Raw genomic sequence first — 21,463 nt, 5'->3', positions numbered from 1 at the left:
ATGAATGCCCCCGACAAGTTCACCTCGCTGCTTTCGCTCACGCGCGAGCCGTTTCCCGCTTCGCACAAGTGCGTGATTCCGGGCAGCCGTCCCGACCTGCAGGTGCCGGTGCGCGACGTGCTGCTGACCAACGGCGAGACCGTCTCGCTCTACGACACCTCCGGCCCCTACACCGACCCCAAGGTCGAGATCGACGTGCGCCGCGGCCTGCCCGACGTGCGCGGCGCCTGGGTCATCGAGCGCAATGACACTGAAAGTTACGAGGGCCGCTCGCACCACGCGCTGGACGACGGCGCCAAGAACGAAGACCGCGACGCCCAGCGCCTGGCCGAGCTGCGCGCCGGTGCCTCGGCGCTGCAGCGCCAGCCGCGCCGCGCGAAGTCGGGCGCCAACGTCACGCAGATGCACTACGCGCGCCGCGGCATCGTCACGCCCGAGATGGAGTACGTGGCCCTGCGCGAGAACGGCAAGCGCGAGTGGATGGCCGAGTACCTCGCCAACGAGGAGCGTGCGAAGCGCGTGGCGGGCAACCCCATGGGCGCGAGCATTCCGCGCATCATCACGCCCGAGTTCGTGCGCGACGAGGTGGCGCGCGGCCGCGCCATCATTCCGGCCAACATCAACCACCCCGAAGTCGAGCCGATGGCCATCGGCCGCAACTTCAAGGTCAAGATCAACGCCAACATCGGCAACTCGGCCGTCACCTCGAGCATCGAGGAAGAGGTCGAAAAGCTGGTGTGGGCCATCCGCTGGGGCGCCGACAACGTGATGGACCTGTCGACCGGCAAGAACATCCACACCACGCGCGACTGGATCGTGCGCAACTCGCCGGTGCCCATCGGCACCGTGCCCATCTACCAGGCGCTGGAGAAGGTGGGCGGCGTGGCGGAAGACCTCACGTGGGAGATCTACCGCGACACGCTGATCGAGCAGGCGGAGCAGGGCGTCGACTACTTCACCATCCACGCCGGGCTGCGCCTGCCGTTCATCCACCTCACGGCCGACCGCATGACGGGCATCGTGTCGCGCGGCGGCTCGATCATGGCCAAGTGGTGCATCGCGCATCACAAGGAGAGCTTCCTCTACACGCACTTCGAGGACATCTGCGACATCATGAAGGCCTACGACGTGAGCTTCTCGCTCGGCGACGGCCTGCGCCCCGGCTCGGGCGCCGACGCCAACGACGAGGCGCAGTTCGCCGAGCTGCGCACGCTGGGCGAGCTCACGCAGATCGCCTGGAAGCACGACGTGCAGACCATGATCGAAGGCCCGGGCCACGTGCCGATGCACATGATCCAGTCGAACATGGACGAGCAGCTCAAGCATTGCCACGAGGCGCCGTTCTACACGCTGGGGCCGCTGACCATCGACATCGCGCCGGGCTACGACCACATTGCCAGCGCCATCGGCGCGGCCATGATCGGCTGGGCCGGCACCGCGATGCTCTGCTACGTGACGCCCAAGGAACACCTGGGCCTGCCCGACCGCGACGACGTGAAGCAGGGAATCATTGCGTACAAGATCGCCGCGCATGCGGCCGACGTGGCCAAGGGGCACCCGGGCGCGCGCTCGCGCGACGACGCGCTGAGCAAAGCACGCTTCGAGTTCCGCTGGCAGGACCAGTTCAACCTGGGCCTCGACCCCGACACCGCGCGCGAATTCCACGACGAGACGCTGCCGAAAGACTCGAGCAAGGTGGCGCACTTCTGCTCCATGTGCGGCCCGAAGTTCTGCTCGATGAAGATCACGCAGGAAGTGCGCGAGTACGCCGCGAAGAAGGGCGTGGCCGAAGCCGAGGCCATGACCGAGGGCATGGAAGAGAAGTCGAAGGAATTCATGGCGGGCGGCGGCGAGATCTACATCCCGATCAAGGCCGTGTCCTGAGCTTGCAGCGGGTCGTTGCTACCATGGAGGCATGACCCCTTTTCCCTTTTCCGCGGTCCTGTTCGACTGCGACGGCGTCCTCGTCGATTCCGAACCCATCACCAACCGCGTGCTCGCCGAGATGCTCGGCGAGCTCGGCTGGCACCTCAGCACCGAGGAATCGATGAACACCTTCACCGGCAAGGCGGTGAAGGACGAGGCCGCGCTCATCGAATCGAAGACCGGCGTGAAGATCACCGACGAGTGGCTGCGCAGCTTCCGTGCGCGGCGCAACGAAGCACTGGAGCGCGACCTCGTCGCGATTCCGAACGCACCGGCCGCCATCCGCGCGATCCATGCGCGGCTCAAGGGCCGCATTGCCTGCGCCTCGGGCGCGGACCGCCACAAGGTCGAGCTGCAGCTGGCCAAGGTCGGCCTGCTGGACTGCTTCCAGGGCCGCATCTTCAGCGGCCATGAAATGCCGCGTTCCAAGCCGCATCCCGACGTGTACCTGGCGGCAGCCGAGGCGCTGGGCGTCGATCCGCGCCGCTGCGCGATCGTCGAGGACACCGTCACCGGTGCGATGGCCGGCGTGGCCGCGGGCGCGACCGTGTTCGGCTACAGCACCGGCGAATCGGGCCACAGCGGGCCGGGGCCGCTGCTTAGCGTGGGCGTGGTGCGCGTGTTCAGCGACATGGCCGAATTGCCCGCGCTGCTTTCAGGCTACGACCTGCAGGCGGCCTGAGTTTCTGGTGCAATGAAGGGCATCGACAGCCCTTCAGTTCAGCACAGGAACATCGCCACATGACTTCCGAATACAAGACCGAGCAACCCGACCGCGCCGAGATCGATGCGCTCACCGGCCCCGCCGTGGTCGAGTTCGGCACCAACTGGTGCGGCATCTGCAAGGCCGCGCAGCCGAACATCGCGGAGGCCTTCGCCAAATATCCGGACGTGCGCCGCATCAAGGTCGAAGACGGCAGCGGCCGGCCGCTAGGCCGTTCGTTCAATGTGCGGCTGTGGCCCACGCTGGTGTTCATGCGCGACGGAAAGGAAGTCGCGAAGCTGGTGCGGCCGGAAGACAGCCAATCCATTGCCAACGCGCTTGCCTTGATCGACTCGCCTGCCTGAACATTCTGTTCGGGGCGACGCTCACGCCGACGGGGTACCTTGCTCCGCGAATGTCCCCCGGGGCTGCGCCCCTCCTCCTTTATTTCGCTGCGCAAGGCACCCCATCGTCGTGAGCGTTGGACAGAGCGCCGGTTGATCGGCCGAGCGCCAGCGGCGTGCCCCGTGCTCAGGGCGTCGGGTGCTCCCCGCAGCGAAATAAAGGAGGAGGCCGCAGGCCGGGGGACATTCGCGGAGGGGAGTACCCGATGCCCTGAGCACACGCCCCGAAGCAACAACGGCGCCCAAAAGCGCCCCCGCTACAACCCCAGCTGCCGAAAGTCCCTCGGCGCATGCCCCGTCCACTGCAGGAACGCGCGTGAAAAGCTCTTCTCGTTGCGGAACCCCACCGCCAGCGCCACCTGCTTGATCGGCCGGGTGGTGCGCCGCAGCAGCTCCACGGACAGCTCGTGGCGCACCTCGTTCTTCAGCGTCTGCAGCGACGTGCCTTCCTCGTGCAACTGCCGGTGCAGCGTGCGGCCCGACACGTTCAGCAGCCCCGCCAGCGCCTCGGCCGTGGTCGCTTCGCTGGCGCGTGATCGCAGCAGCTCGCGCACGCGCTGCCCCAGCAGACGGTCGCGCCGGTACTGCAGGATGGTCAGCGGCAGTGCGCGCTTGAGCATGGCGCGCAAAGCGCGCTCGTCGCGCTGCAGCGGCAGGGCGAGGTAGCGCTCGTCGAAGCTGATGCTCGCCTGCGGCGCGTCGAAGCGAACCTCCGGCGTGAACATCGGCGCATAGGCGTCGCTGTGCGGTGGAGCGGCAAACGGAAAGCCCGCGCTGCGCAGCGAGATGCGCGAATCGATCGCCCAGCACATGTAGCCGTGCATGAAGCGCAGGCTGGTGACCAGGCAGAACTCGCGGAAGGCCTCGTCCAGCGGGCGGTTCTCGGTGATGCGCAGGGTGGCCACGCCGCCCGCCACATCCAGCGCCAGGCCGATGTCCTCGGTCAGCAGGCGGTGGTGGCGGCACCAGCGCTTGATGGCCACGCCCAGGTCGGGCGAGGTGAGCGAGGCGCGGCACAGCATGCCGTAGCTGCCCCAGGGCAGGCGCCGCGAGAACCAGCCCAGGGCCTCGTCGTCCAGCTCCTGCATGGCGTGTTCCGACAGCGCCTCGAACTGCGCGGCCGTCACCCGCGCGCCCGGCCGGGCCAGCTCGCGCGGCGTGATCTGTGCCGCCTTCAGGGCCTCGGCCGGGTCCATGCCGTAGCGCTCGTAGCCCTGCACGATGGCTCTCACGAAGGCCATCGGCGTGACGGCGCGGGCGGGTCTGAGGAAGGACGGGGACGACATGGCTTTGCGGATCGGTCGTGGCGCAATTTGCAACCATTGTGGCGCCAATTGAGGCGTGCCCAGGCGTAAGCTGCGATCTTTCAAGCGCCATCCAGCGCGGGTAGCACTGCGCGCCGACCCCTTCAGAGGAGACAAGACACATGCACGATCCCGGCCTGAACTTCGACCTGGGCGAGACCATCGACTCGCTGCGCAGCGCGATCCAGGACTTCGCCGCCAACGAGATCGCCCCGCGCGCCGCCGACATCGACCGCGACAACCTGTTCCCGCACGACCTCTGGAAGAAGCTCGGCGACCTCGGCCTGCACGGCATGACGGTGAAGGAAGAGTTCGGCGGAACCGAGCTGGGCTACCTGGCCCACATCGTGGCGATGGAAGAAGTCTCGCGCGCCTCGGCCTCGGTGGGCCTGTCTTACGGTGCGCACTCCAACCTGTGCGTGAACCAGATCCACCGCAACGGCAGCGATGCGCAGAAGAAGAAATACCTGCCCAAGCTGGTGAGCGGCGAACACGTGGGCGCGCTGGCCATGAGCGAGCCCAATGCCGGCTCCGACGTGGTGAGCATGAAGCTCAAGGCCGAAAAGAAGAACGGCTACTACGTGCTCAACGGCGGCAAGATGTGGATCACCAACGGCGGCGACGCCGACACGCTGGTCATCTACGCCAAGACCGAACCCGAGATGGGCGCGCGCGGCATGACGGCCTTCATCGTCGAGAAAGGCTTCAAGGGCTTTTCCGCCGGCAACAAGCTCGACAAGCTCGGCATGCGCGGCTCCAACACCTTCCCGCTGTTCTTCGACAACTGCGAAGTGCCCGAAGAGAACGTGCTGGGCGGCGAAGGCATGGGCGCCAAGGTGCTGATGAGCGGCCTCGACTACGAGCGCGCGGTGCTCTCGGGCGGCCCGCTGGGCATCATGGCCGCCTGCATGGACGCGGTGCTGCCCTTCATTCACGACCGCAAGCAGTTCGGCCAGAGCATCGGCGAGTTCCAGCTGATGCAGGGCAAGCTGGCCGACATGTATTCGACCTGGCAGGCCACGCGCGCCTATGTGTACGCCGTGGGCAAGGCCTGCGACCGCAACGACCATGCGCGCACCTTCCGCAAGGACGCGGCCGGCGCCATCCTGTACTCGGCCGAGAAGGCGACGTGGATGGCCGGCGAGGCGATCCAGGCGCTGGGCGGCGTGGGCTACACGAAGGAGTTCCCGGTGGAGCGGCTGTGGCGCGATGCGAAGCTCTACGAGATCGGCGCGGGCACGAGCGAGATCCGGCGCATGCTGATCGGCCGCGAGCTTTTCGCTGAAACGGCATAGGCTGTTTTTCTCCCTCCCCTTCCGGGGGAGGGCAGGGGTGGGGGCAAGCGGCGTTCGATGAGGCATTGCATTCCACCAGCGCCGCTTGCCCCCATCCCAGCCTTCTCCCAGAGGGGGAAGGAGCAAGACAAACGGAGACAAGGAAGGAAATGAACATGACTGCAGCACTGACCGAGAGCTACGGCAAGGGCGCCACCGACGTCCCCCTCATCGAACAACCCATCGGCGACTTCTTCGACGACATGGTCGACAGGCAGCCCGACCGCGAAGCCCTCATCAGCCGCCACGAAGGCCAGCGCTTCACCTACCGCGAACTGCAGGCCGAATCCAACAGGCTCGCCAGCGCGCTGCTGGGCCTGGGGCTGAAGACCGGCGACCGCGTCGGCATCTGGTCGCACAACAACGTGCCGTGGGTGCTGATGCAGATCGCCACCGCGAAGGTCGGCCTGATCCTCGTCAACATCAACCCCGCCTACCGCACTTCGGAGCTCGAGTACGCGCTCAACAAGGTCGGCTGCAAGGCGCTGGTGACGATGGCGCAGTTCAAGACCAGCGACTATCTGGGCATGCTGCGCGAGCTGGGCCCCGCGCGCCTGCCGCTGCTGCAGCACATCTTCTGGATCGACAGGCCCGGCCAGGGCGACGAACAGCCTGGCATGCGGCGCTTCAGCCAACTGCTGGCCAGCGGCGATGCGGCCGATCCGCGCATCGCGCAGATCCAGAAGACGCTGAAGGCCACCGACCCGATCAACATCCAGTTCACCAGCGGCACCACCGGCTTTCCCAAGGGCGCGACGCTCACGCACCGCAACATCCTGAACAACGGCTTCTTCATCGGCGAATGCATGAAGCTGTCGCCCGTCGACAAGCTGTGCATTCCGGTGCCGCTGTACCACTGCTTCGGCATGGTGCTGGGCAACCTGGCCTGCCTCACGCACGGCTCGGCCATCGTGTACCCGAACGACGGGTTCGATCCGCTCACCGTGCTCGAGACGGTGCAGGCCGAGAAGTGCACCGGCCTGCATGGCGTGCCCACCATGTTCATCGCCGAGCTCGACCATCCGCGCTTCAAGGAGTTCGACCTCTCCACGCTGCGCACCGGCATCATGGCCGGCTCGCCGTGCCCCATCGAGGTGATGAAGCGCGTGGTCAGCCAGATGCACCTGAGCGAGATCACCATCGCCTACGGCATGACCGAAACCAGCCCCGTGAGCTGCCAGAGCAGCACCGACACGCCGCTGGACCGCCGCGTGTCCACCGTGGGCACGGTGCAGCCGCACCTCGAGGTGAAGATCGTCGACCCCGAGACCGGCGCGATCATGCCGCCCGGACAGTCGGGCGAGCTGTGCACGCGCGGCTATTCGGTGATGCACGGCTACTGGGACGACGAGCCCAAGACGCGCGAAGCCATCGACCCCGAACACTGGATGCACACCGGCGACCTCGCCACCATGGACGCCGAGGGCTACGTCAACATCGTCGGGCGCATCAAGGACCTGGTGATCCGTGGCGGCGAGAACATCTACCCGCGCGAGATCGAGGAGTTCCTCTACCGCCACCCCAAGGTGCAGGACGTGCAGGTGGTCGGCCTGCCCGACAGGAAGTACGGCGAAGAGCTGTGCGCGTGGATCATCGTCAAGCCCGGCCAGAGCGCCACCGACGAGGAGATCCGCGACTTCTGCAAGGGCCAGATCGCGCACTACAAGGTGCCCAGGTACATCCATTTCGTCACCGAATTCCCGATGACCGTCACCGGCAAGATCCAGAAATTCAAGATCCGCGAAGCCATGACAGAGCAACTCGGCCTCAGCCAAGAAAAAACCGCATGAGCAAACTCGAAACCAAACTGAACGCCCGCTCGGCCGACTTCCAGGCCAATGCAGCCGCCATGCGCGCGCTGGTCGACGACCTGCGCCAGCAGTTCGCCAAAGTGGAGCAGGGCGGCGGCGAGGCCGCGCGCGCCAAGCACACCGCGCGCGGCAAGCTGCTGCCGCGCGACCGCGTGGCGGAACTGCTCGACCCGGGCACGCCCTTCCTCGAAATCGCGCCGCTGGCCGCGCATGCGATGTACCTCGACGCCAAGGGGGCCGAGTCGGCACCGGGCGCGGGCATCATCGCGGGCATCGGCCGGGTGAACGGCGTCGACTGCATGATCGTGTGCAACGACGCCACGGTGAAGGGCGGCACCTACTACCCGATGACGGTGAAGAAGCACCTGCGCGCGCAAGAAATCGCCGAGCAGAACCGCCTGCCCTGCATCTACCTGGTCGACTCGGGCGGCGCCAACCTGCCGAACCAGGATGAGGTGTTTCCCGACCGCGACCACTTCGGCCGCATCTTCTACAACCAGGCCAACATGAGCGCCCAGGGCATTCCGCAGATCGCGGTGGTCATGGGCTCGTGCACGGCCGGCGGCGCGTATGTGCCGGCGATGAGCGACGAGTCGATCATCGTGAAGAACCAGGGCACCATCTTCCTGGGCGGCCCGCCGCTGGTGAAGGCGGCCACTGGCGAAGTGGTCACGGCCGAAGACCTGGGCGGCGGCGACGTGCACACGCGCCTGTCGGGCGTGGTCGACCACCTCGCGCAGAACGACCTGCATGCGCTGGCGCTTGCGCGCACGGCGGTGGCCAACCTCAATGCGAAGAATGCGGGCGCCGAGGCTGCGGACGGCAAGGCGGTGCGCGCCCCCGAGTTCCCGCGCGAGGAGCTGTACGGCGTGATCCCCACCGACACGCGCAAGCCCTTCGACGTGCGGGAGATCATCGCGCGCATCGTCGACGGCAGCGAGTTCCACGAGTTCAAGGCGCGCTTCGGTGCCACGCTGGTCTGCGGCTTTGCCGAGATCGAGGGGATGCCGGTGGGCATCATCGCGAACAACGGCATTTTGTTTTCCGAGTCGGCGCAGAAGGGCGCGCACTTCATCGAGCTGTGCTGCCACCGCAAGATCCCGCTGGTGTTCCTGCAGAACATCACCGGCTTCATGGTGGGCCGCAAGTACGAGAACGAAGGCATCGCGCGCCACGGCGCCAAGATGGTGACGGCCGTGGCCACCGCCAACGTGCCCAAGTTCACCATCATCATCGGCGGCAGCTTCGGCGCCGGCAACTACGGCATGTGCGGCCGCGCATACAGCCCGCGCTTCCTCTGGATGTGGCCCAACGCGCGCATCAGCGTGATGGGCGGCGAGCAGGCCGCGAGCGTGCTGGCCACCGTGAAGCGCGACGGCATCGAACTCAAGGGCGGCAGCTGGAGCAAGGAAGAGGAAGAAGCCTTCAAGGCGCCTATCCGCCAGCAGTACGAGGACCAGGGCCACCCCTACTACGCCACCGCGCGGCTGTGGGACGACGGCATCATCGATCCGGCGGACACGCGCCGTGTGCTGGCGCTGGGCCTGGCGGCCGCGCGCAACGCGCCGGTGCCCGAGCCGAAGTTCGGCATCTTCCGGATGTAAGAGGCGCCCGAGGAATCCTTCATGACGTTGCGCAAGCTCGCGTTCATTGCCACCGCACTGTTGTGCTGCGCGCTCGGCGCGCAGGCCCAGGACGTGGCGCGCCGCGACGTCGAGATTCCGATGACCGTCAAGGGCTTCTTCGGCGAGTCGCACGTCAAGCTCGCGGCCACCGAATACAAGCCCGAGGGCGACGGGCCGTTTCCGGTGCTGGTGATCAACCACGGCACGCCGCGTTCGCCCTCCGACTTCCCGAAGATGCAGGACCGCTATGCACGGCAGGCCCAGATGTTCGCGCGCCACGGCTTCCTGGTCATCAACCCGATGCGCCGCGGCTACGGCAAGTCCGACGGGCCGTGGGCCGAGAACTACTTCAGCTGCAGCAACCCCGACTACGTGCGGGCCGGCCTGGAGAGCGCCAAGGACATCGGCGCCGCGCTCGACTACGCCCGCGCGCTGCCGTATGCCGACGCGCAGCGCATCGTGCTGCTGGGCAAGTCGGCCGGCGGCTTCGGCGTGCTGGCGCTGTCGAGCCTGAACCCGGCTGGCGTGATCGGCACCATCAATTTCGCGGGCGGACGCGGCTCGCGCGGACCGGACGACGTGTGCAACGAGGCCAGCCTGGTGGACGCCTTCGGCCGCTATGCCTCGACCACGAAGGTGCCGATGCTGTGGGTCTATTCGCAGAACGACCATTTCTTCGGCCCCGCATTGGCGAGCCGGCTGCTGGACGCCTACAAGGCCAGGGGCGTGGACGTGCGCTTCGAGGCCGTGCCGCCCTACGGCGACGACGGCCACGCCTTCTTCGAAGGGCGGGATAACGCGGCCATCTGGGTGCCGATGGTGGATCAGTTCCTTGCGAAGCTGGGGCTGCCACAGCGCCTTCAATGAACAAACGACAAGAGACATGAGCGACCACTACAGCAAACTGCAACTGCGCATCGACGGCGCCATCGCCCGCATCTGGCTCGACCAGCCCGACGCGCGCAACGCCTTCGACGACGTCGTCATCGCCGAGCTGACGCAGGCCTTCACCGAGGCCGGCGCATTGCCGCAGGTCAAGGCCATCGTGCTCGGCGCCAACGGCCCGGCCTTCTGCGCGGGCGCGAATCTCAACTGGATGCGCCGCATGGCCGACTACACGCGCGACGAGAACATCGCCGACGCGGGCAAGCTGGCAGCCATGCTGCGCACGATTGCCGAGTGCCCCAAGCCCACCATTGCGCGCGTGCAGGGCGACGTGTACGCGGGCGGCATGGGGCTGGTCGCCGCATGCGACATGGCCGTGAGCGTGGACACCGCCTGGTACTGCCTGAGCGAGGTGAAGATCGGCCTGGTGCCCGCGACCATCAGCCCGTATGTGCTGCGCGCGATGGGCACCCGCGCTTCTCAGCGCTACTTCCTCACGGCCGAGCGCTTCACCGCCGCCGAGGCGCACCGCATCGGCTTCGTGCATGAAGTGGTGGCCGCCGACGCGCTCGATGCCAAGGTCGACGAACTGCTGAAGGCGCTGACCGGCGCCAGCCCTGCGGCCGTGCGCGCCTGCAAGCAGCTGATCGCCGATGTGGACGGCCGAGAGATCGACGATGCGCTGATCGCGAAGACCGTCGAGGGCATCGCTGACATCCGCGCGAGCGACGAAGGCCGCGAGGGCGTGCAGGCCTTCCTGCAGAAGCGCAAGCCCTCTTGGCTGGAAACGGGCAAGGCCTGAGCACCATGGCGCACCACGCACTCGTCGAACGCATGGACGCGTGGCTGGCCGCGCATCGCGCGGACTACCATGCGGTGCTTCAGCCCGGCGTGAGCGATGCCGGCCTCGACGCATTCGAAGCGAAGTTCTCGCTGAAGCTGCCGGAGGCTTTTCGTGCGCTCTACCGCTGGCGCAACGGCCAGCCGGACAGCAGCTTCGACAGCCTGCAGGGCAACCGCATGTTCAGCGCGCTCGAAGACATCGCCGACACCAAGGAGATGCTCGACGACATGATCGGCACCGACTTCGAAGACCCCGCCACCTGGCGGCGCGGCTGGGTGCCGTTCCTGTCGAACGGCGGCGGCAGCTACCTGTGCGTCGACATCGATGCCGAGGGCGGCGGGCAGCCGGGGCAGCTCGTCGCCTTCTGGAAAGCCGACGAAGACCGGCCTGTCGAACATGCGTCGGTCGAGGCATGGCTCGCGGACCTCGTGGCTTCCATGGAAGCCGGCACCATCGAATTCGACTGACAGAGAGCCGCCGCCATGAACACCAGCCTCGACATGCCCCAGCTCATCGCACTGGCAGCCGCCATCGGCTGGGCCAGCGGCGTGCGGCTCTACCTGGTCGTGCTGCTGACGGGCATCGTCGGCTACTTCGGCTGGGTTCCGTTGCCGAGCGGGCTGCAGTTGCTGGCGCACCCGGTGGTCATTGCGGCCAGCGGCTTCATGGTGTTCATCGAATTCTTCGCCGACAAGATTCCCGGCCTCGATTCGCTGTGGGACGTGGTGCACACCGCCATCCGCATCCCGGCCGGTGCCGCGCTCGCCGCCAGCGTGTTCGGCACCGACCACGGCGTGATGGCCATCGTCGCGGCGCTGCTGGGCGGCGGCTTCGCGGCCACGGCGCACGCGGCCAAGGCCACGACGCGCGCGGCCATCAACACCTCGCCCGAGCCGTTCTCGAACGTGGGCGCCTCGCTGGTCGAGGACTCCATGGTGCCTGCCGGGCTGTGGCTGGCGGTGGCGCACCCTTTCGTCTTTCTCGTGCTGTTCGTGCTGGTGCTTGTGCTGAGCGTGTGGCTCATCCGCAAGAGCTGGCGTTTCCTCAAGGCGCTGTTCGCCCGCGTGGCCCGTATCTTCAGCGGCCGACCCGATCCGGGCGTGGTGCCCGCGTTTCAACTGAAAAAGAATCCTCCGGGAGACACTCCGAATGTTTAAGAAGATCCTCATTGCGAACCGTGGCGAGATCGCCTGCCGCGTCGCGGCAACTGCGCGCCGCATGGCCATTCGCACGGTCGCCGTGTATTCCGATGCCGACGCGCATGCCAACCACGTGCGTGCCTGCGACGAGTCGGTGCACCTCGGCGGCAGCGCCCCTAAAGACAGCTACCTGCGCTGGGAGAAGATCCTCGAAGCCGCCAAGGCCACAGGCGCCGAGGCGGTGCACCCGGGCTACGGCTTCCTGAGCGAGAACGAAGAGTTCGCGCAAGCCTGCGCCGACGCCGGCCTGGTCTTCATCGGCCCGCCGCCCTCGGCCATCAAGGCCATGGGACTGAAGGCCGAATCGAAGCAACTGATGGAGAAAGCCGGCGTGCCGCTGGTGCCCGGCTACCACGGCCACGACCAGGACCCGCAACTGCTGCAGCGCGAGGCCGACCGCATCGGCTACCCGGTGCTCATCAAGGCGAGCGCGGGCGGCGGCGGCAAGGGCATGCGCGCGGTCGACAAGGCGGAGGACTTCGCTGCCGCGCTCGCATCGTGCCAGCGCGAAGCCATCAACAGCTTCGGCGACGACGCGGTGCTGATCGAGAAATACGTGCAGCGCCCGCGCCACATCGAGATCCAGGTGTTCGGCGACACGCACGGAAACTACGTCTACCTGTTCGAGCGCGACTGCTCGGTGCAGCGCCGCCACCAGAAGGTGCTGGAAGAAGCGCCCGCGCCCGGCATGACCGAGGCCATGCGCAAGCAGATGGGCGATGCCGCCGTGGCGGCCGCGCGCGCCGTGAATTACGTGGGCGCCGGAACCGTTGAGTTCATCGTCGAGCAGCGTGAAGGCGGAGAGATGAACTTCTTCTTCATGGAGATGAACACGCGCCTGCAGGTCGAGCACCCGGTGACCGAAGCCATCACGGGCCTCGACCTCGTCGAATGGCAACTGCGCGTGGCCTCGGGCGAGGCATTGCCCGCCAAGCAGGCCGACCTGAAGATCCACGGCCACGCCATCGAGGCGCGCATCTGCGCCGAGAACCCGGACAACAACTTCCTGCCCGCCACCGGCACCCTGCGCGTGTACCGCAAGCCTCAGGCGACGGCCTTCCAACGCATGGCACTGACCGGCGCGAGCGCCGGGGTGCGCATCGACGACGGCGTGCGCGAGGGCGGCGAGATCTCGCCGTTCTACGACTCGATGATCGCCAAGCTCATCGTGCACGGCGCCACGCGCGACGAAGCACTGGCGCGGCTCGACGCCGCGCTGGCGCAGGTGCAGATCGTGGGCGTGCAGACCAACGTGCAGTTCCTGCGCGGCATCCTGGCGACCGAATCGTTCTCCAGGGCCAACCTCGACACCGCGCTGATCGAGCGCGAGCGCGCGGTGCTGTTCGACCGCGAGACGCTGGGCCTGCCGCTGGCCGCGGCCGCCGCCATCACGCGAACGCTGGTCACCGAATGGCCCGGCAAGATGCCCGACCCCTTCGCCCGCCGCGACGGCTGGCGCTCGCTGGGCGAATACCGGCGTCATTTCGACTTCGAGTTCCGCGGTGCGGAGCGGGCCGCCGTGCTCACCTACAAGCGCGACGGCGGCCTGTGGCTGGAAGCCGGCGGCACCGAGGGTCCGCTGGTGATCGGCCAGTTCCCGTCGGGCGAATTCGAGGTCGAGTTCGCCGGCATGCGCCAGACGCTCGACGTGCATCTCGACGGCGCCACCGCCCACGTCTTCGCATCGAAGGGCGCGACGAAGATCACCACCATCGACCGCCTCGCCCACGCTGGCGACGCCCAGGCCGAAGGCGGCCGGCTCACCGCGCCCATGCCGGGCAAGGTGGTGTCGTTCGCCGTCAAGGCCGGCGACAAGGTCAGCCGCGGCCAGCCGCTCGCGGTGATGGAAGCCATGAAAATGGAGCACACCATCGCGGCACCGGCCGACGGCACCGTGGAGGAACTGATGTTCGCCCCCGGCGAGCAGGTGGCCGAAGGCGACGAATTGTTGCGAATGGCCGCCGCAACGGTTTAACCCCGTTCCGGGCGCTGGCCCGTATCAGCTGCGGTAGTCATTCTTTCAAAGGGATTTTCATGACCGCTCGCAGGCCCTTCGCTTCTTTCTTCTTCGCCCGCCATCGCTCAGGGCTCGCCCTGCTGGCCCTGGCCGCCGCCCTGTCGCTGGCCGGCTGCGGCCGCAACAACGGGCATGACGAATCGCTCGCCCGGCCGGCACCTCCGCCCGCACCCATGCAGGCCGCCGCCGGCTACGGCGGTGGCGTCGCGATGAAGGAGTCGCGCTCGCGCATGGCCGACACGGCCGCGGAGCCGCCGGCGGCCGAGGCACCGTCGGCGCAGGAGTCGCCGCTGCAGCGCTTCCTCGCCGTGCGGCAGGACTTGAACGTCGAGGTGCCGGCGGAGCAACTGGCCGACGCATGGGGCAAGGTGCGCGACCTGTGCGGCACGCTCAAGTGCGAGCTGCTGTCGTCCTCGCTGCTGCGCGAGACGCCGCAGCAGCCCGGCAACGCCATGCTCGAGATGCGCGTGGAGCCCGCCGATGTCGAGAAGCTGCTCGGCGGCCTGGCCGGCGTGGCGAACGTGGTTTCGCACACCACCACCAGCGAAGACAAGACCGCCGAAGTGATCGACGTCGAGGCCCGCATCAAGAACCGCACCGAGTTCCGCGACAGCCTGCGCGTCATGCTGCGCGACACCGTCACCAAGCGCACCATGGCCGACCTGCTGTCGATCCAGCGCACGCTGTCGGACACCCAGGCCGAGCTCGACGCCATCGCCACGCAGCGCAAGGTGCTGGCGCAGGAAACCAGCAAGCAGCACATCCAGATCCAGTTCACGCCCAAGCGCGCGCTGGTGAGCAACGGCGACGGCTACAGCCCGATGCGGCAGGCGCTGCGCAACGCGGGCTCGGTGCTGGCGGAGAGCGTGGGCGCGCTCATCACCTTCATCGCGGCGGTGCTGCCGTGGCTGGTGCTGGTGGTGCTGCCGCTGGGGTGGCTGGTGCGGGTGCTGTGGCGCCGCCGCCGTTCCAAGATGGCATGAGGCCCGCGGTCGGGCCTGCCGTCAAACCCCAGAAGCCATTCCCGATGCGGGACCCGATCCGGCAGGAGCGTTCGACGGAGGTCGTGTTCTTCAGGCCGTCGAGCGCGCCGCTGTCCGCAGCGGCGCAGGCCTGCGCGAAGTCGCTGTTCGACGCGGTGGAGGCGCCGCTGCCCGCCGATGCGCAGAACCTGTTCGGGCAATGGTCGATCGCCGATGTGGACCTGGCGCTGATGCTGAACCGGCTGGTGATGAACGGGGACGAAGTGCCGCAGCGGTTGGCCGCGTATGCGGCGCGGCAGTGGCAGCGGCCTTCGGTCCAGCGGTGGGTGAATCTGGCGCGCTGACCCGCGTCAGCCCACCACCACTTCGCTGATCTGCATCACCGGCGCGATGTCGGTGTAGTTCTTCACGTCGCCCATGATCTCCTTCATGTGCGGGCCGAAGGCCTTCTGGAAGGCTTCGACGGATTCGCTGAACACGTGGCACATGCCGACGTAGGTGGGCGGGGAGCCAGGCGCGCCGCCGGCCAGGCCCTTGTCGATGGTGTACGAGAGGCAGGCGTCGCCCATGCGGGCCTTGAGCAGCGGCATGTGCTTGTCGCGGTAGTAGTCGTGGTCGAACCGCGCGCCGGGGGTGTGGGGGTACATCACGCTGACTTTGATCATGGGTGTCTGTCTCCTGATGAAGTTAGGCGTTCGAGCATAGCCATCCGTGCGCGCCGCGTCAGCGGCTTCACTAAGATTCGGCCCCATGCGAATCACCGTCTACCTCACCGACAACCGCCCAGACCCCTGGATCGAAGGCCTCAAGGCCGAACTCCCCGATGCCGTCATCGAGCCCTGGAAGCCCGGCGCGCCGCAGGCCGACCATGCCGTGGTGTGGGCGCCGCCGCAGGAGCTCATCGACGAGCAGCCGAAGCTGCGCGGCATCTTCAACATCGGCGCGGGCGTCGATGCGCTGCTCAAGCTCAAGGTGCCGGCGCACACGCGCATCGTGCGGCTCGACGACGCGGGCATGTCGGTGCAGATGGCCGAGTACGTGTGCCACACGCTCATTCGCCACTTCCGCGAGTTCGATGCCTACGAGGCCGATGCGCGCGAAGGCAAGTGGAGCTATCGCAAGCCGAAGCTGCGGCGCGACTTCCCGGTCGGCATCATGGGCCTGGGCGTGCTGGGCGAGCGCGTGGCCAGGGCCGTGGCGCAGTTCGAATTCCCGGTGCTGGGCTGGAGCCGCTCGCCGAAGGACATCGACGGCGTGCAGGTGTTCAGCGGCGAGGCGCAGTTCGACGAGTTCCTGTCGTCCACGCGCGTGCTGGTCAACCTGCTGCCATTGACCGAGGCCACGCGCGGCATCCTGAACCGCAAGACGCTCGGCAGGCTCAAGCCCGGGGGCTACCTCATCAGCATCGCGCGCGGCGGCCACCTGGTGGAAGACGACCTGATCCCGATGCTCGATGCAGGCGAACTCGCGGGCGCCACGCTCGACGTGTTCCAGGTCGAGCCGCTGCCCTCGGACCATGCTTTCTGGCGCCATCCGAAGATCACCGTGACGCCGCACGGCTCGGCGCGCACGCTGCGCGAGGAGTCCATCGCCCAGATCGCCGGGAAGATCCGCGCGATGGAGCAGGGCCTGCCGATCGCCGGCGTGGTCGATCCGGCGCGCGGCTACTGAAGGCAGGCGCCACCGCTTCCGGCGCTGCCGTGATTCGGCGCGGGCAGGGGAAACCCTGAAGCGCGAGTTTTTCACAAGCATGAAAATCTTTTCATGACTGTGAAAACTGCGTTTCGGGTGATCGAGATCGTCGAGCTGTTCGCCCGGGAGAAGCAGCCGCTGGCGCTTTCGGAAATGGCGCGGCTGCTCGACATGCCGGTGTCCAGCTGCCTGGGGCTGATCCGTACCCTCGAAGAGCAGGGCTACATGTATGAAACCGGCCGCCGCCAGGGCTACTACCCGACCGGCCGGCTGCTGGCGATGGCGCAGGTCATCGCCGCCCACGACCCGGTGCTCGACCGGGTGAAGGCCACGCTGGAAGAACTGCGCGACGCGGCGCGCGAGACGGTGGTCTTCGGCAAATTCCGCGACGCGGGCCAGGTGGTGTACCTGGAGGTGCTGAGCGCACCGCAAGCCATCCGCTATTCCGCCGAGTCGGGCGAAACGCGCCCGGCCTATGCCAACTCGCTGGGCCGCGCGCTGCTGTCCACGCTCGAACCCGAGGCGCGCCGCAAGCTGCTGGACGGCATGGCGCTCGCGCCGCTGACCGAAGCCACGCTCACCACCGCCGAAGCCATCGAAGCCGAGCTGCAGCGCGGCGCCGCGCGCGGCTGGTACGGCAACCTCGGCGAAAGCATTCCGGACCTGATCGGCCTGGCCTGGCCGCTGCGCATCGGCGGCGAGGCCTACGCCATCTCGGTCGCGGGCCCGCGCTACCGCATGGAGCCGCGCATCGAAGACATCGCCGCGATGCTGCGCTCCGCCTGCCTCGCCATCGAACCCAAGACCGAGAACCCCCGATGACCACCTCCACAGCCCGCTACTTCGTCCGGGAAGCCGACATCGCCGGCTACCACCCCGCCAACCACACCGGCACGCTGAACAAGCGGCTGATCGGCCCCGAGACGGTGGGCGCGAAGCAGCTCGAGGTGCTGGTCGGCCACATACAGAAGGGCAAGGGCGCGCTGCCGCATGCGCACCCTGGCATCGAGCAGGTCTGCTACATGCTCGAAGGCCGCGCGGTCGCCGAGGTGGGCGGACAGCGGCAGGAGCTGCAGCCTGGAGACAGCTGCTTTTTCCCGGCCGACGCGATGCATACCTTCACGGTGGTGAGCGACGAGCCGGTGCGCGTGCTGGTGATCTACAGCCCGCCGTACGAGGAATCGCCGGAGCGCGTGATCCGGCCCTGAAGCGACAACAACCCGGAGACAAGCAAATGCAGACAACGAAGAACGCGACCGAGAAATCGGTCGTGGTGGCAAGCCGCCGCCGTTTCATTTCCATCGGTGCCGCCACGGGCCTGGCCAGTGCGGCGCCCTGGGCCTTCGCGCAGGACGGCGGCTACCCGAAGCAGCCGATACGCATCGTCGTGCCCTTCGCGGCCGGCAGCGGCACCGACGCTGTGGCCCGCATCGCCGGGCAGATGCTCGGCGATGCGATCAAGGGCTCGGTCATCGTCGACAACAGGGCAGGCGCAAACGGCGTCATTGCGGCCGAGTACGTCGCCAAGGCGGCGCCCGATGGCTACACGCTGTTCATGACCACCAACACCACGCACTCGGCCAACCCGAGCCTGATGAAGTCGCTGCCCTACGACCCGGTGAAAGACTTCGCGCCCGTCAGCCGCATGGGCAACCTGCCGTTCATGCTGGTGGTGAACAACGACCTGCCGGTGAAGAGCGTGGCCGAACTGCTGGCCTGGGGCCGCGCACATCCCGGCAAGCTGACTTACGCGAGCGGCAACAGCACCGGCATCGTGAGCGGCGCCACGCTGTCGCGCATGAGCGGCGTGCCGATGCTGCACGTGCCCTACAAGAGCACGCCGCCCGCGATTGCCGACCTGATCGGCGGGCAGGTGTCGATGATGGTGGTCGACCTCGCCGCGGGGCTGGCAACGGTGAAGGCCGGCAAGATGCGTGCGATTGCCGTCACCACGCAGGAGCGCACCAAGCTCTTTCCCGAACTACCGCCGTTGGCCGACACGCCGGAGCTGAAAGGCTTCGACATCACCTCGTGGAACGGCGTGTTCGCACCGGCCGGCACGCCGCGCGACATCGTGCTGAAGCTCAACAAGGTGCTGTCGGACATGGCGAACGGAACGGTCTTCCGCGAGCGCGTGGCGAAGCTGGGCTTCGATGCCTTCGGCAGCACGCCGGAGGAGCTGGGGGCGTTCACAGTGTCGGAGCTGGCGAAGTGGAAGAAGCTGATCCAGGCGGCCGGCATTCAACCCGAATGAGCGAGCTGAACTTCTCCCTCGCCCCAGAGGGGTAAGGAGCCAACACAAAGACATGAGTACATCCGGACCTCTCCAAGGCATCCGCATCCTCGACCTCACGGCCGTGGTGATGGGCCCTTATGCCACCCAGACGCTCGGCGACCTCGGCGCCGACATCGTCAAGGTCGAGCCGCCCGGCGGCGACAACCTGCGCGCCGTGGGTCCGATGCGCCATGCGGGCATGGGCGCGATGGCGATGCACCTCAACCGCAACAAGCGCTCCATCGTGCTCGACCTCAAGCAGCCCGAGGGCCGCGAGGCCTGCTTGAAGCTGGCGGCGGGCTGCGATGCGCTGATCTACAACACGCGACCGCAGGCGATGGCGCGACTGGGGCTCGGCTACGAAGCCGTGGCGGCGGCCAACCCCAAGATCGTCTACCTCGGCGCCTTCGGCTACGGCGAGCAGGGTCCCTACGCGGGCAAGCCCGCGTACGACGACCTGATTCAAGGCGCGGCCGGCATCGCCTCGCTGTTCGCGCAGCAAAGCGGCGGCGAGCCGCGCTACGCGCCCGTCACGCTGGCCGACCGCGCCGTGGGCCTGCAGGCGGCCATCGCATTGCTGGCCGCCGTGCTGCATGCGCAGCGCACCGGCAAGGGCCAGGCGGTGGAGGTGCCGATGTTCGAGGCGCTCTCGCAGTTCGTCATGGGTGATCACCTTGGCGGCCACAGCTTCGAGCCGCCGCTCGGCCCCACCGGCTACGCGCGCCTGCTCGCGCCGCACCGCAAGCCCTATGCGACCTCGGATGGGCATCTCAGCGTGCTGATCTACAACGACAAGCACTGGCAGGCCTTCTTCGACGTGATCGGCCGGCCCGAGCTGCGCGACTCGCCCATGTTCGGCACGCACACCGCGCGCGCCGCGAACATCGGCGCCGTGTACGCCTTCGTTGCCGAAGTGATGGCCACGCGCACCAGCGACGAATGGTTCGCCGCGCTGGCGGCGGCCGACATTCCGGTCGCGCGCCTGCACAGCACCGACAGCCTGCTCGACGACCCGCACCTGCGTGCCGTGGGCTTCTATCCCGAGTTCGACCATCCGAGCGAGGGGCGCATCCGCACCCTCGCGCCGGTCGGCCGCTACAGCGCCACGCCCACTGGCATACGCCGCCTTGCGCCGCGCATCGGCGAGCAGAGCGTGGAGCTGCTGCGCGAGGCGGGCTACGACGACGAGAGCATCGAACGCATGCTGGCGCGCGGCGTCACGCTGCAACCGGAACCAACGAAAGACAGCGAATGAATTTTTCCCTGAACGATGACCAGCGCTCGCTGGTCGCGGCCATCGAGCGCCTGTGCGAAGACTTCCCGGCCGACTACTGGCGCGACCATGACGACCGCGCCGTGTTCCCGCACGAGTTCCACCGCGCCGTGGCCGAGAGCGGCTGGCTCGGCATCGCCATGCCCGAGGCACAGGGCGGCGCGGGCCTCGGCATCACCGAGGCGGCGCTGATGATGCGCGCCATCAGTGCGTCGGGCGCGGGCATGTCGGGCGCGTCGTCGGTGCACATGAACATCTTCGGGCTCAACCCGGTGGTGGTGTTCGGCACAGAGGAACAGCGCCAGCGCTTCCTGCCGCCGCTCATCGCCGGCACCGAGAAGGCCTGCTTCGCCGTGACCGAGCCCGACGCGGGGCTCGACACCACCAGCCTCAAGACGCAGGCGGTGCGCCAGCCCGATGGCGGCTACCTGCTGCACGGCCGCAAGATCTGGATCTCGACCGCGCAGGTGGCCGACCGCATGCTGATCCTCACGCGCACCACGCCGCTCGACCAGGTGAAGAAACCCACGCAGGGCCTCACGCTCTTCTACACGCCGCTGGACCGCAGCAAGGTCGAGGTGCGCGAGATCCACAAGCTCGGCCGCGCGGCGGTGGACTCCAACATGCTCTTCATCGACGGGCTCGCGGTGCCTGAAGAAGACCGCATCGGCGAGGAGGGCAGGGGCTTCGAATACATCCTGCACGGCCTCAACCCCGAGCGCATCCTCATCGCGGCGGAAGCCATCGGCATCGGCCGCGCGGCGTTGCGCATCGCCTCGCAGTACGCGCAGGAGCGGGTCGTGTTCGGCCGGCCCATCGGCCAGAACCAGGGCGTGGCGCATCCGCTGGCGCGTGCCTGGGCCAACCTGGAGGCGGCCGACCTGATGATGCTCAAGGCCGCCACGCTGTACGACGCGGGAGAGCCCTGCGGCGTCGAGGCCAACGCCGCCAAGTACCTCGCGGCCGAGGCTGCGCACGACGCCTGCCAGAACGCGGTTCTCACGCTCGGCGGCATGGGCTATGCCAAGGAATACCACGTGGAGCGGCTGCTGCGCGAGAGCTACATACCGCGCATCGCGCCGGTGAGCCCGCAGATGATCCTGAACTTCATCGCCGAGAAGGCGCTGGGGCTGCCCAAGTCGTACTGAGCCGCGCGGCTGGCACCATTTGCAACCCCGCAGGCAGGCA

At 67.7% G+C, this 21,463-nt stretch carries 20 protein-coding genes and 1 pseudogene; 19 read left to right on the top strand and 2 right to left on the bottom strand.

Features of this window, described 5'->3' with window-relative positions:
* From thiC to WIX39_RS00860, 3 genes are read left to right on the top strand one after another with little or no spacing between them, the layout of a single operon-like run.
* On the top strand, window positions 1-1,884 hold the full coding sequence (gene thiC, locus WIX39_RS00870; protein ID WP_285414238.1) for a phosphomethylpyrimidine synthase ThiC: 1,884 nt from the start codon (window positions 1-3) through the stop codon (window positions 1,882-1,884).
* A 31-nt stretch (window positions 1,885-1,915) separates the two neighbouring features.
* Window positions 1,916-2,608, top strand: coding sequence for an HAD family hydrolase (locus tag WIX39_RS00865; RefSeq protein ID WP_106936710.1), 693 nt, complete (start codon window positions 1,916-1,918; stop codon window positions 2,606-2,608).
* Between the two features lie 59 nt (window positions 2,609-2,667).
* Window positions 2,668-2,994, top strand: coding sequence for a thioredoxin family protein (locus WIX39_RS00860; protein ID WP_409194342.1), 327 nt, complete (start codon window positions 2,668-2,670; stop codon window positions 2,992-2,994).
* Between the two features lie 296 nt (window positions 2,995-3,290).
* On the opposite strand, the gene WIX39_RS00855 is transcribed toward WIX39_RS00860, so the two are convergent.
* Entirely contained in the window at window positions 3,291-4,319 is a 1,029-nt protein-coding gene (locus tag WIX39_RS00855) for an AraC family transcriptional regulator (RefSeq protein ID WP_409194341.1), read from the bottom strand.
* Between the two features lie 140 nt (window positions 4,320-4,459).
* Between WIX39_RS00855 and WIX39_RS00850 the strand changes: the two genes are divergently transcribed.
* The 10 genes and pseudogenes from WIX39_RS00850 to WIX39_RS00805 form a co-directional block, all read left to right on the top strand.
* Window positions 4,460-5,632, top strand: coding sequence for an isovaleryl-CoA dehydrogenase (locus WIX39_RS00850; protein WP_081269645.1), 1,173 nt, complete (start codon window positions 4,460-4,462; stop codon window positions 5,630-5,632).
* 149 nt (window positions 5,633-5,781) lie between these two features.
* Entirely contained in the window at window positions 5,782-7,461 is a 1,680-nt protein-coding gene (locus WIX39_RS00845; protein ID WP_409194340.1) for an AMP-binding protein, read from the top strand.
* Entirely contained in the window at window positions 7,458-9,086 is a 1,629-nt protein-coding gene (locus tag WIX39_RS00840) for a carboxyl transferase domain-containing protein (RefSeq protein WP_081269647.1), read from the top strand. Before WIX39_RS00845 ends, WIX39_RS00840 begins: the two co-directional genes overlap by 4 nt.
* 21 nt (window positions 9,087-9,107) lie before the next feature.
* Window positions 9,108-9,974 (top strand): alpha/beta hydrolase family protein, encoded by an 867-nt coding sequence (locus WIX39_RS00835; protein ID WP_409194339.1) that lies wholly within the window; start codon window positions 9,108-9,110, stop codon window positions 9,972-9,974.
* A 16-nt stretch (window positions 9,975-9,990) separates the two neighbouring features.
* The gene (locus WIX39_RS00830) at window positions 9,991-10,794 is read left to right on the top strand and encodes an enoyl-CoA hydratase/isomerase family protein (RefSeq protein ID WP_409194338.1); all 804 of its coding nucleotides are present in this window, start codon (window positions 9,991-9,993) and stop codon (window positions 10,792-10,794) included.
* A 5-nt stretch (window positions 10,795-10,799) separates the two neighbouring features.
* Complete coding sequence (locus WIX39_RS00825; RefSeq protein WP_409194337.1) at window positions 10,800-11,303, top strand: SMI1/KNR4 family protein; 504 nt, start codon at window positions 10,800-10,802, stop codon at window positions 11,301-11,303.
* A 15-nt stretch (window positions 11,304-11,318) separates the two neighbouring features.
* Window positions 11,319-11,993 carry a DUF4126 domain-containing protein gene (locus WIX39_RS00820; RefSeq protein ID WP_081269650.1) on the top strand — a complete coding sequence of 225 codons (675 nt, stop codon included), beginning with the start codon at window positions 11,319-11,321 and terminating at the stop codon, window positions 11,991-11,993.
* Entirely contained in the window at window positions 11,986-14,010 is a 2,025-nt protein-coding gene (locus tag WIX39_RS00815) for an acetyl/propionyl/methylcrotonyl-CoA carboxylase subunit alpha (protein WP_409194336.1), read from the top strand. Before WIX39_RS00820 ends, WIX39_RS00815 begins: the two co-directional genes overlap by 8 nt.
* Before the next feature lie 59 nt (window positions 14,011-14,069).
* Window positions 14,070-15,035 carry a DUF4349 domain-containing protein gene (locus tag WIX39_RS00810; protein WP_409194335.1) on the top strand — a complete coding sequence of 322 codons (966 nt, stop codon included), beginning with the start codon at window positions 14,070-14,072 and terminating at the stop codon, window positions 15,033-15,035.
* A 53-nt stretch (window positions 15,036-15,088) separates the two neighbouring features.
* A pseudogene (locus WIX39_RS00805) lies at window positions 15,089-15,379 on the top strand (glutathione transferase); the annotation flags it as partial.
* 6 nt (window positions 15,380-15,385) lie between these two features.
* Here the strand turns inward: WIX39_RS00805 and WIX39_RS00800 are convergent.
* Window positions 15,386-15,700, bottom strand: a complete 315-nt coding sequence (locus WIX39_RS00800) for an EthD family reductase (RefSeq protein WP_409194334.1) — start codon at window positions 15,698-15,700, stop codon at window positions 15,386-15,388.
* An 85-nt stretch (window positions 15,701-15,785) separates the two neighbouring features.
* Between WIX39_RS00800 and WIX39_RS00795 the strand changes: the two genes are divergently transcribed.
* The 6 genes from WIX39_RS00795 (at window position 15,786) to WIX39_RS00770 (ending at window position 21,423) form a co-directional block, all read left to right on the top strand.
* Complete coding sequence (locus tag WIX39_RS00795) at window positions 15,786-16,706, top strand: 2-hydroxyacid dehydrogenase (RefSeq protein ID WP_409194333.1); 921 nt, start codon at window positions 15,786-15,788, stop codon at window positions 16,704-16,706.
* A gap of 93 nt (window positions 16,707-16,799) precedes the next feature.
* Window positions 16,800-17,549, top strand: a complete 750-nt coding sequence (locus WIX39_RS00790; RefSeq protein ID WP_106936720.1) for an IclR family transcriptional regulator — start codon at window positions 16,800-16,802, stop codon at window positions 17,547-17,549.
* Window positions 17,546-17,935, top strand: coding sequence for a cupin domain-containing protein (locus tag WIX39_RS00785; RefSeq protein ID WP_409194332.1), 390 nt, complete (start codon window positions 17,546-17,548; stop codon window positions 17,933-17,935). Before WIX39_RS00790 ends, WIX39_RS00785 begins: the two co-directional genes overlap by 4 nt.
* A gap of 26 nt (window positions 17,936-17,961) precedes the next feature.
* Complete coding sequence (locus WIX39_RS00780; RefSeq protein ID WP_409194331.1) at window positions 17,962-18,981, top strand: Bug family tripartite tricarboxylate transporter substrate binding protein; 1,020 nt, start codon at window positions 17,962-17,964, stop codon at window positions 18,979-18,981.
* A 52-nt stretch (window positions 18,982-19,033) separates the two neighbouring features.
* Window positions 19,034-20,257, top strand: coding sequence for a CaiB/BaiF CoA transferase family protein (locus WIX39_RS00775; RefSeq protein WP_409194330.1), 1,224 nt, complete (start codon window positions 19,034-19,036; stop codon window positions 20,255-20,257).
* The gene (locus WIX39_RS00770; protein ID WP_081269659.1) at window positions 20,254-21,423 is read left to right on the top strand and encodes an acyl-CoA dehydrogenase family protein; all 1,170 of its coding nucleotides are present in this window, start codon (window positions 20,254-20,256) and stop codon (window positions 21,421-21,423) included. The genes WIX39_RS00775 and WIX39_RS00770 overlap by 4 nt, the downstream gene beginning before the upstream one ends.
* The last annotated feature ends 40 nt before the right edge of the window (window positions 21,424-21,463 follow it).

The sequence above is a fragment of the Variovorax sp. AB1(2024) genome (assembly GCF_037482385.2).
Taxonomy (GTDB): domain Bacteria; phylum Pseudomonadota; class Gammaproteobacteria; order Burkholderiales; family Burkholderiaceae_C; genus Variovorax.
Note: the sequence above shows the minus strand (reverse complement) of the source record. Positions and strands in the feature narration are given on the sequence as shown.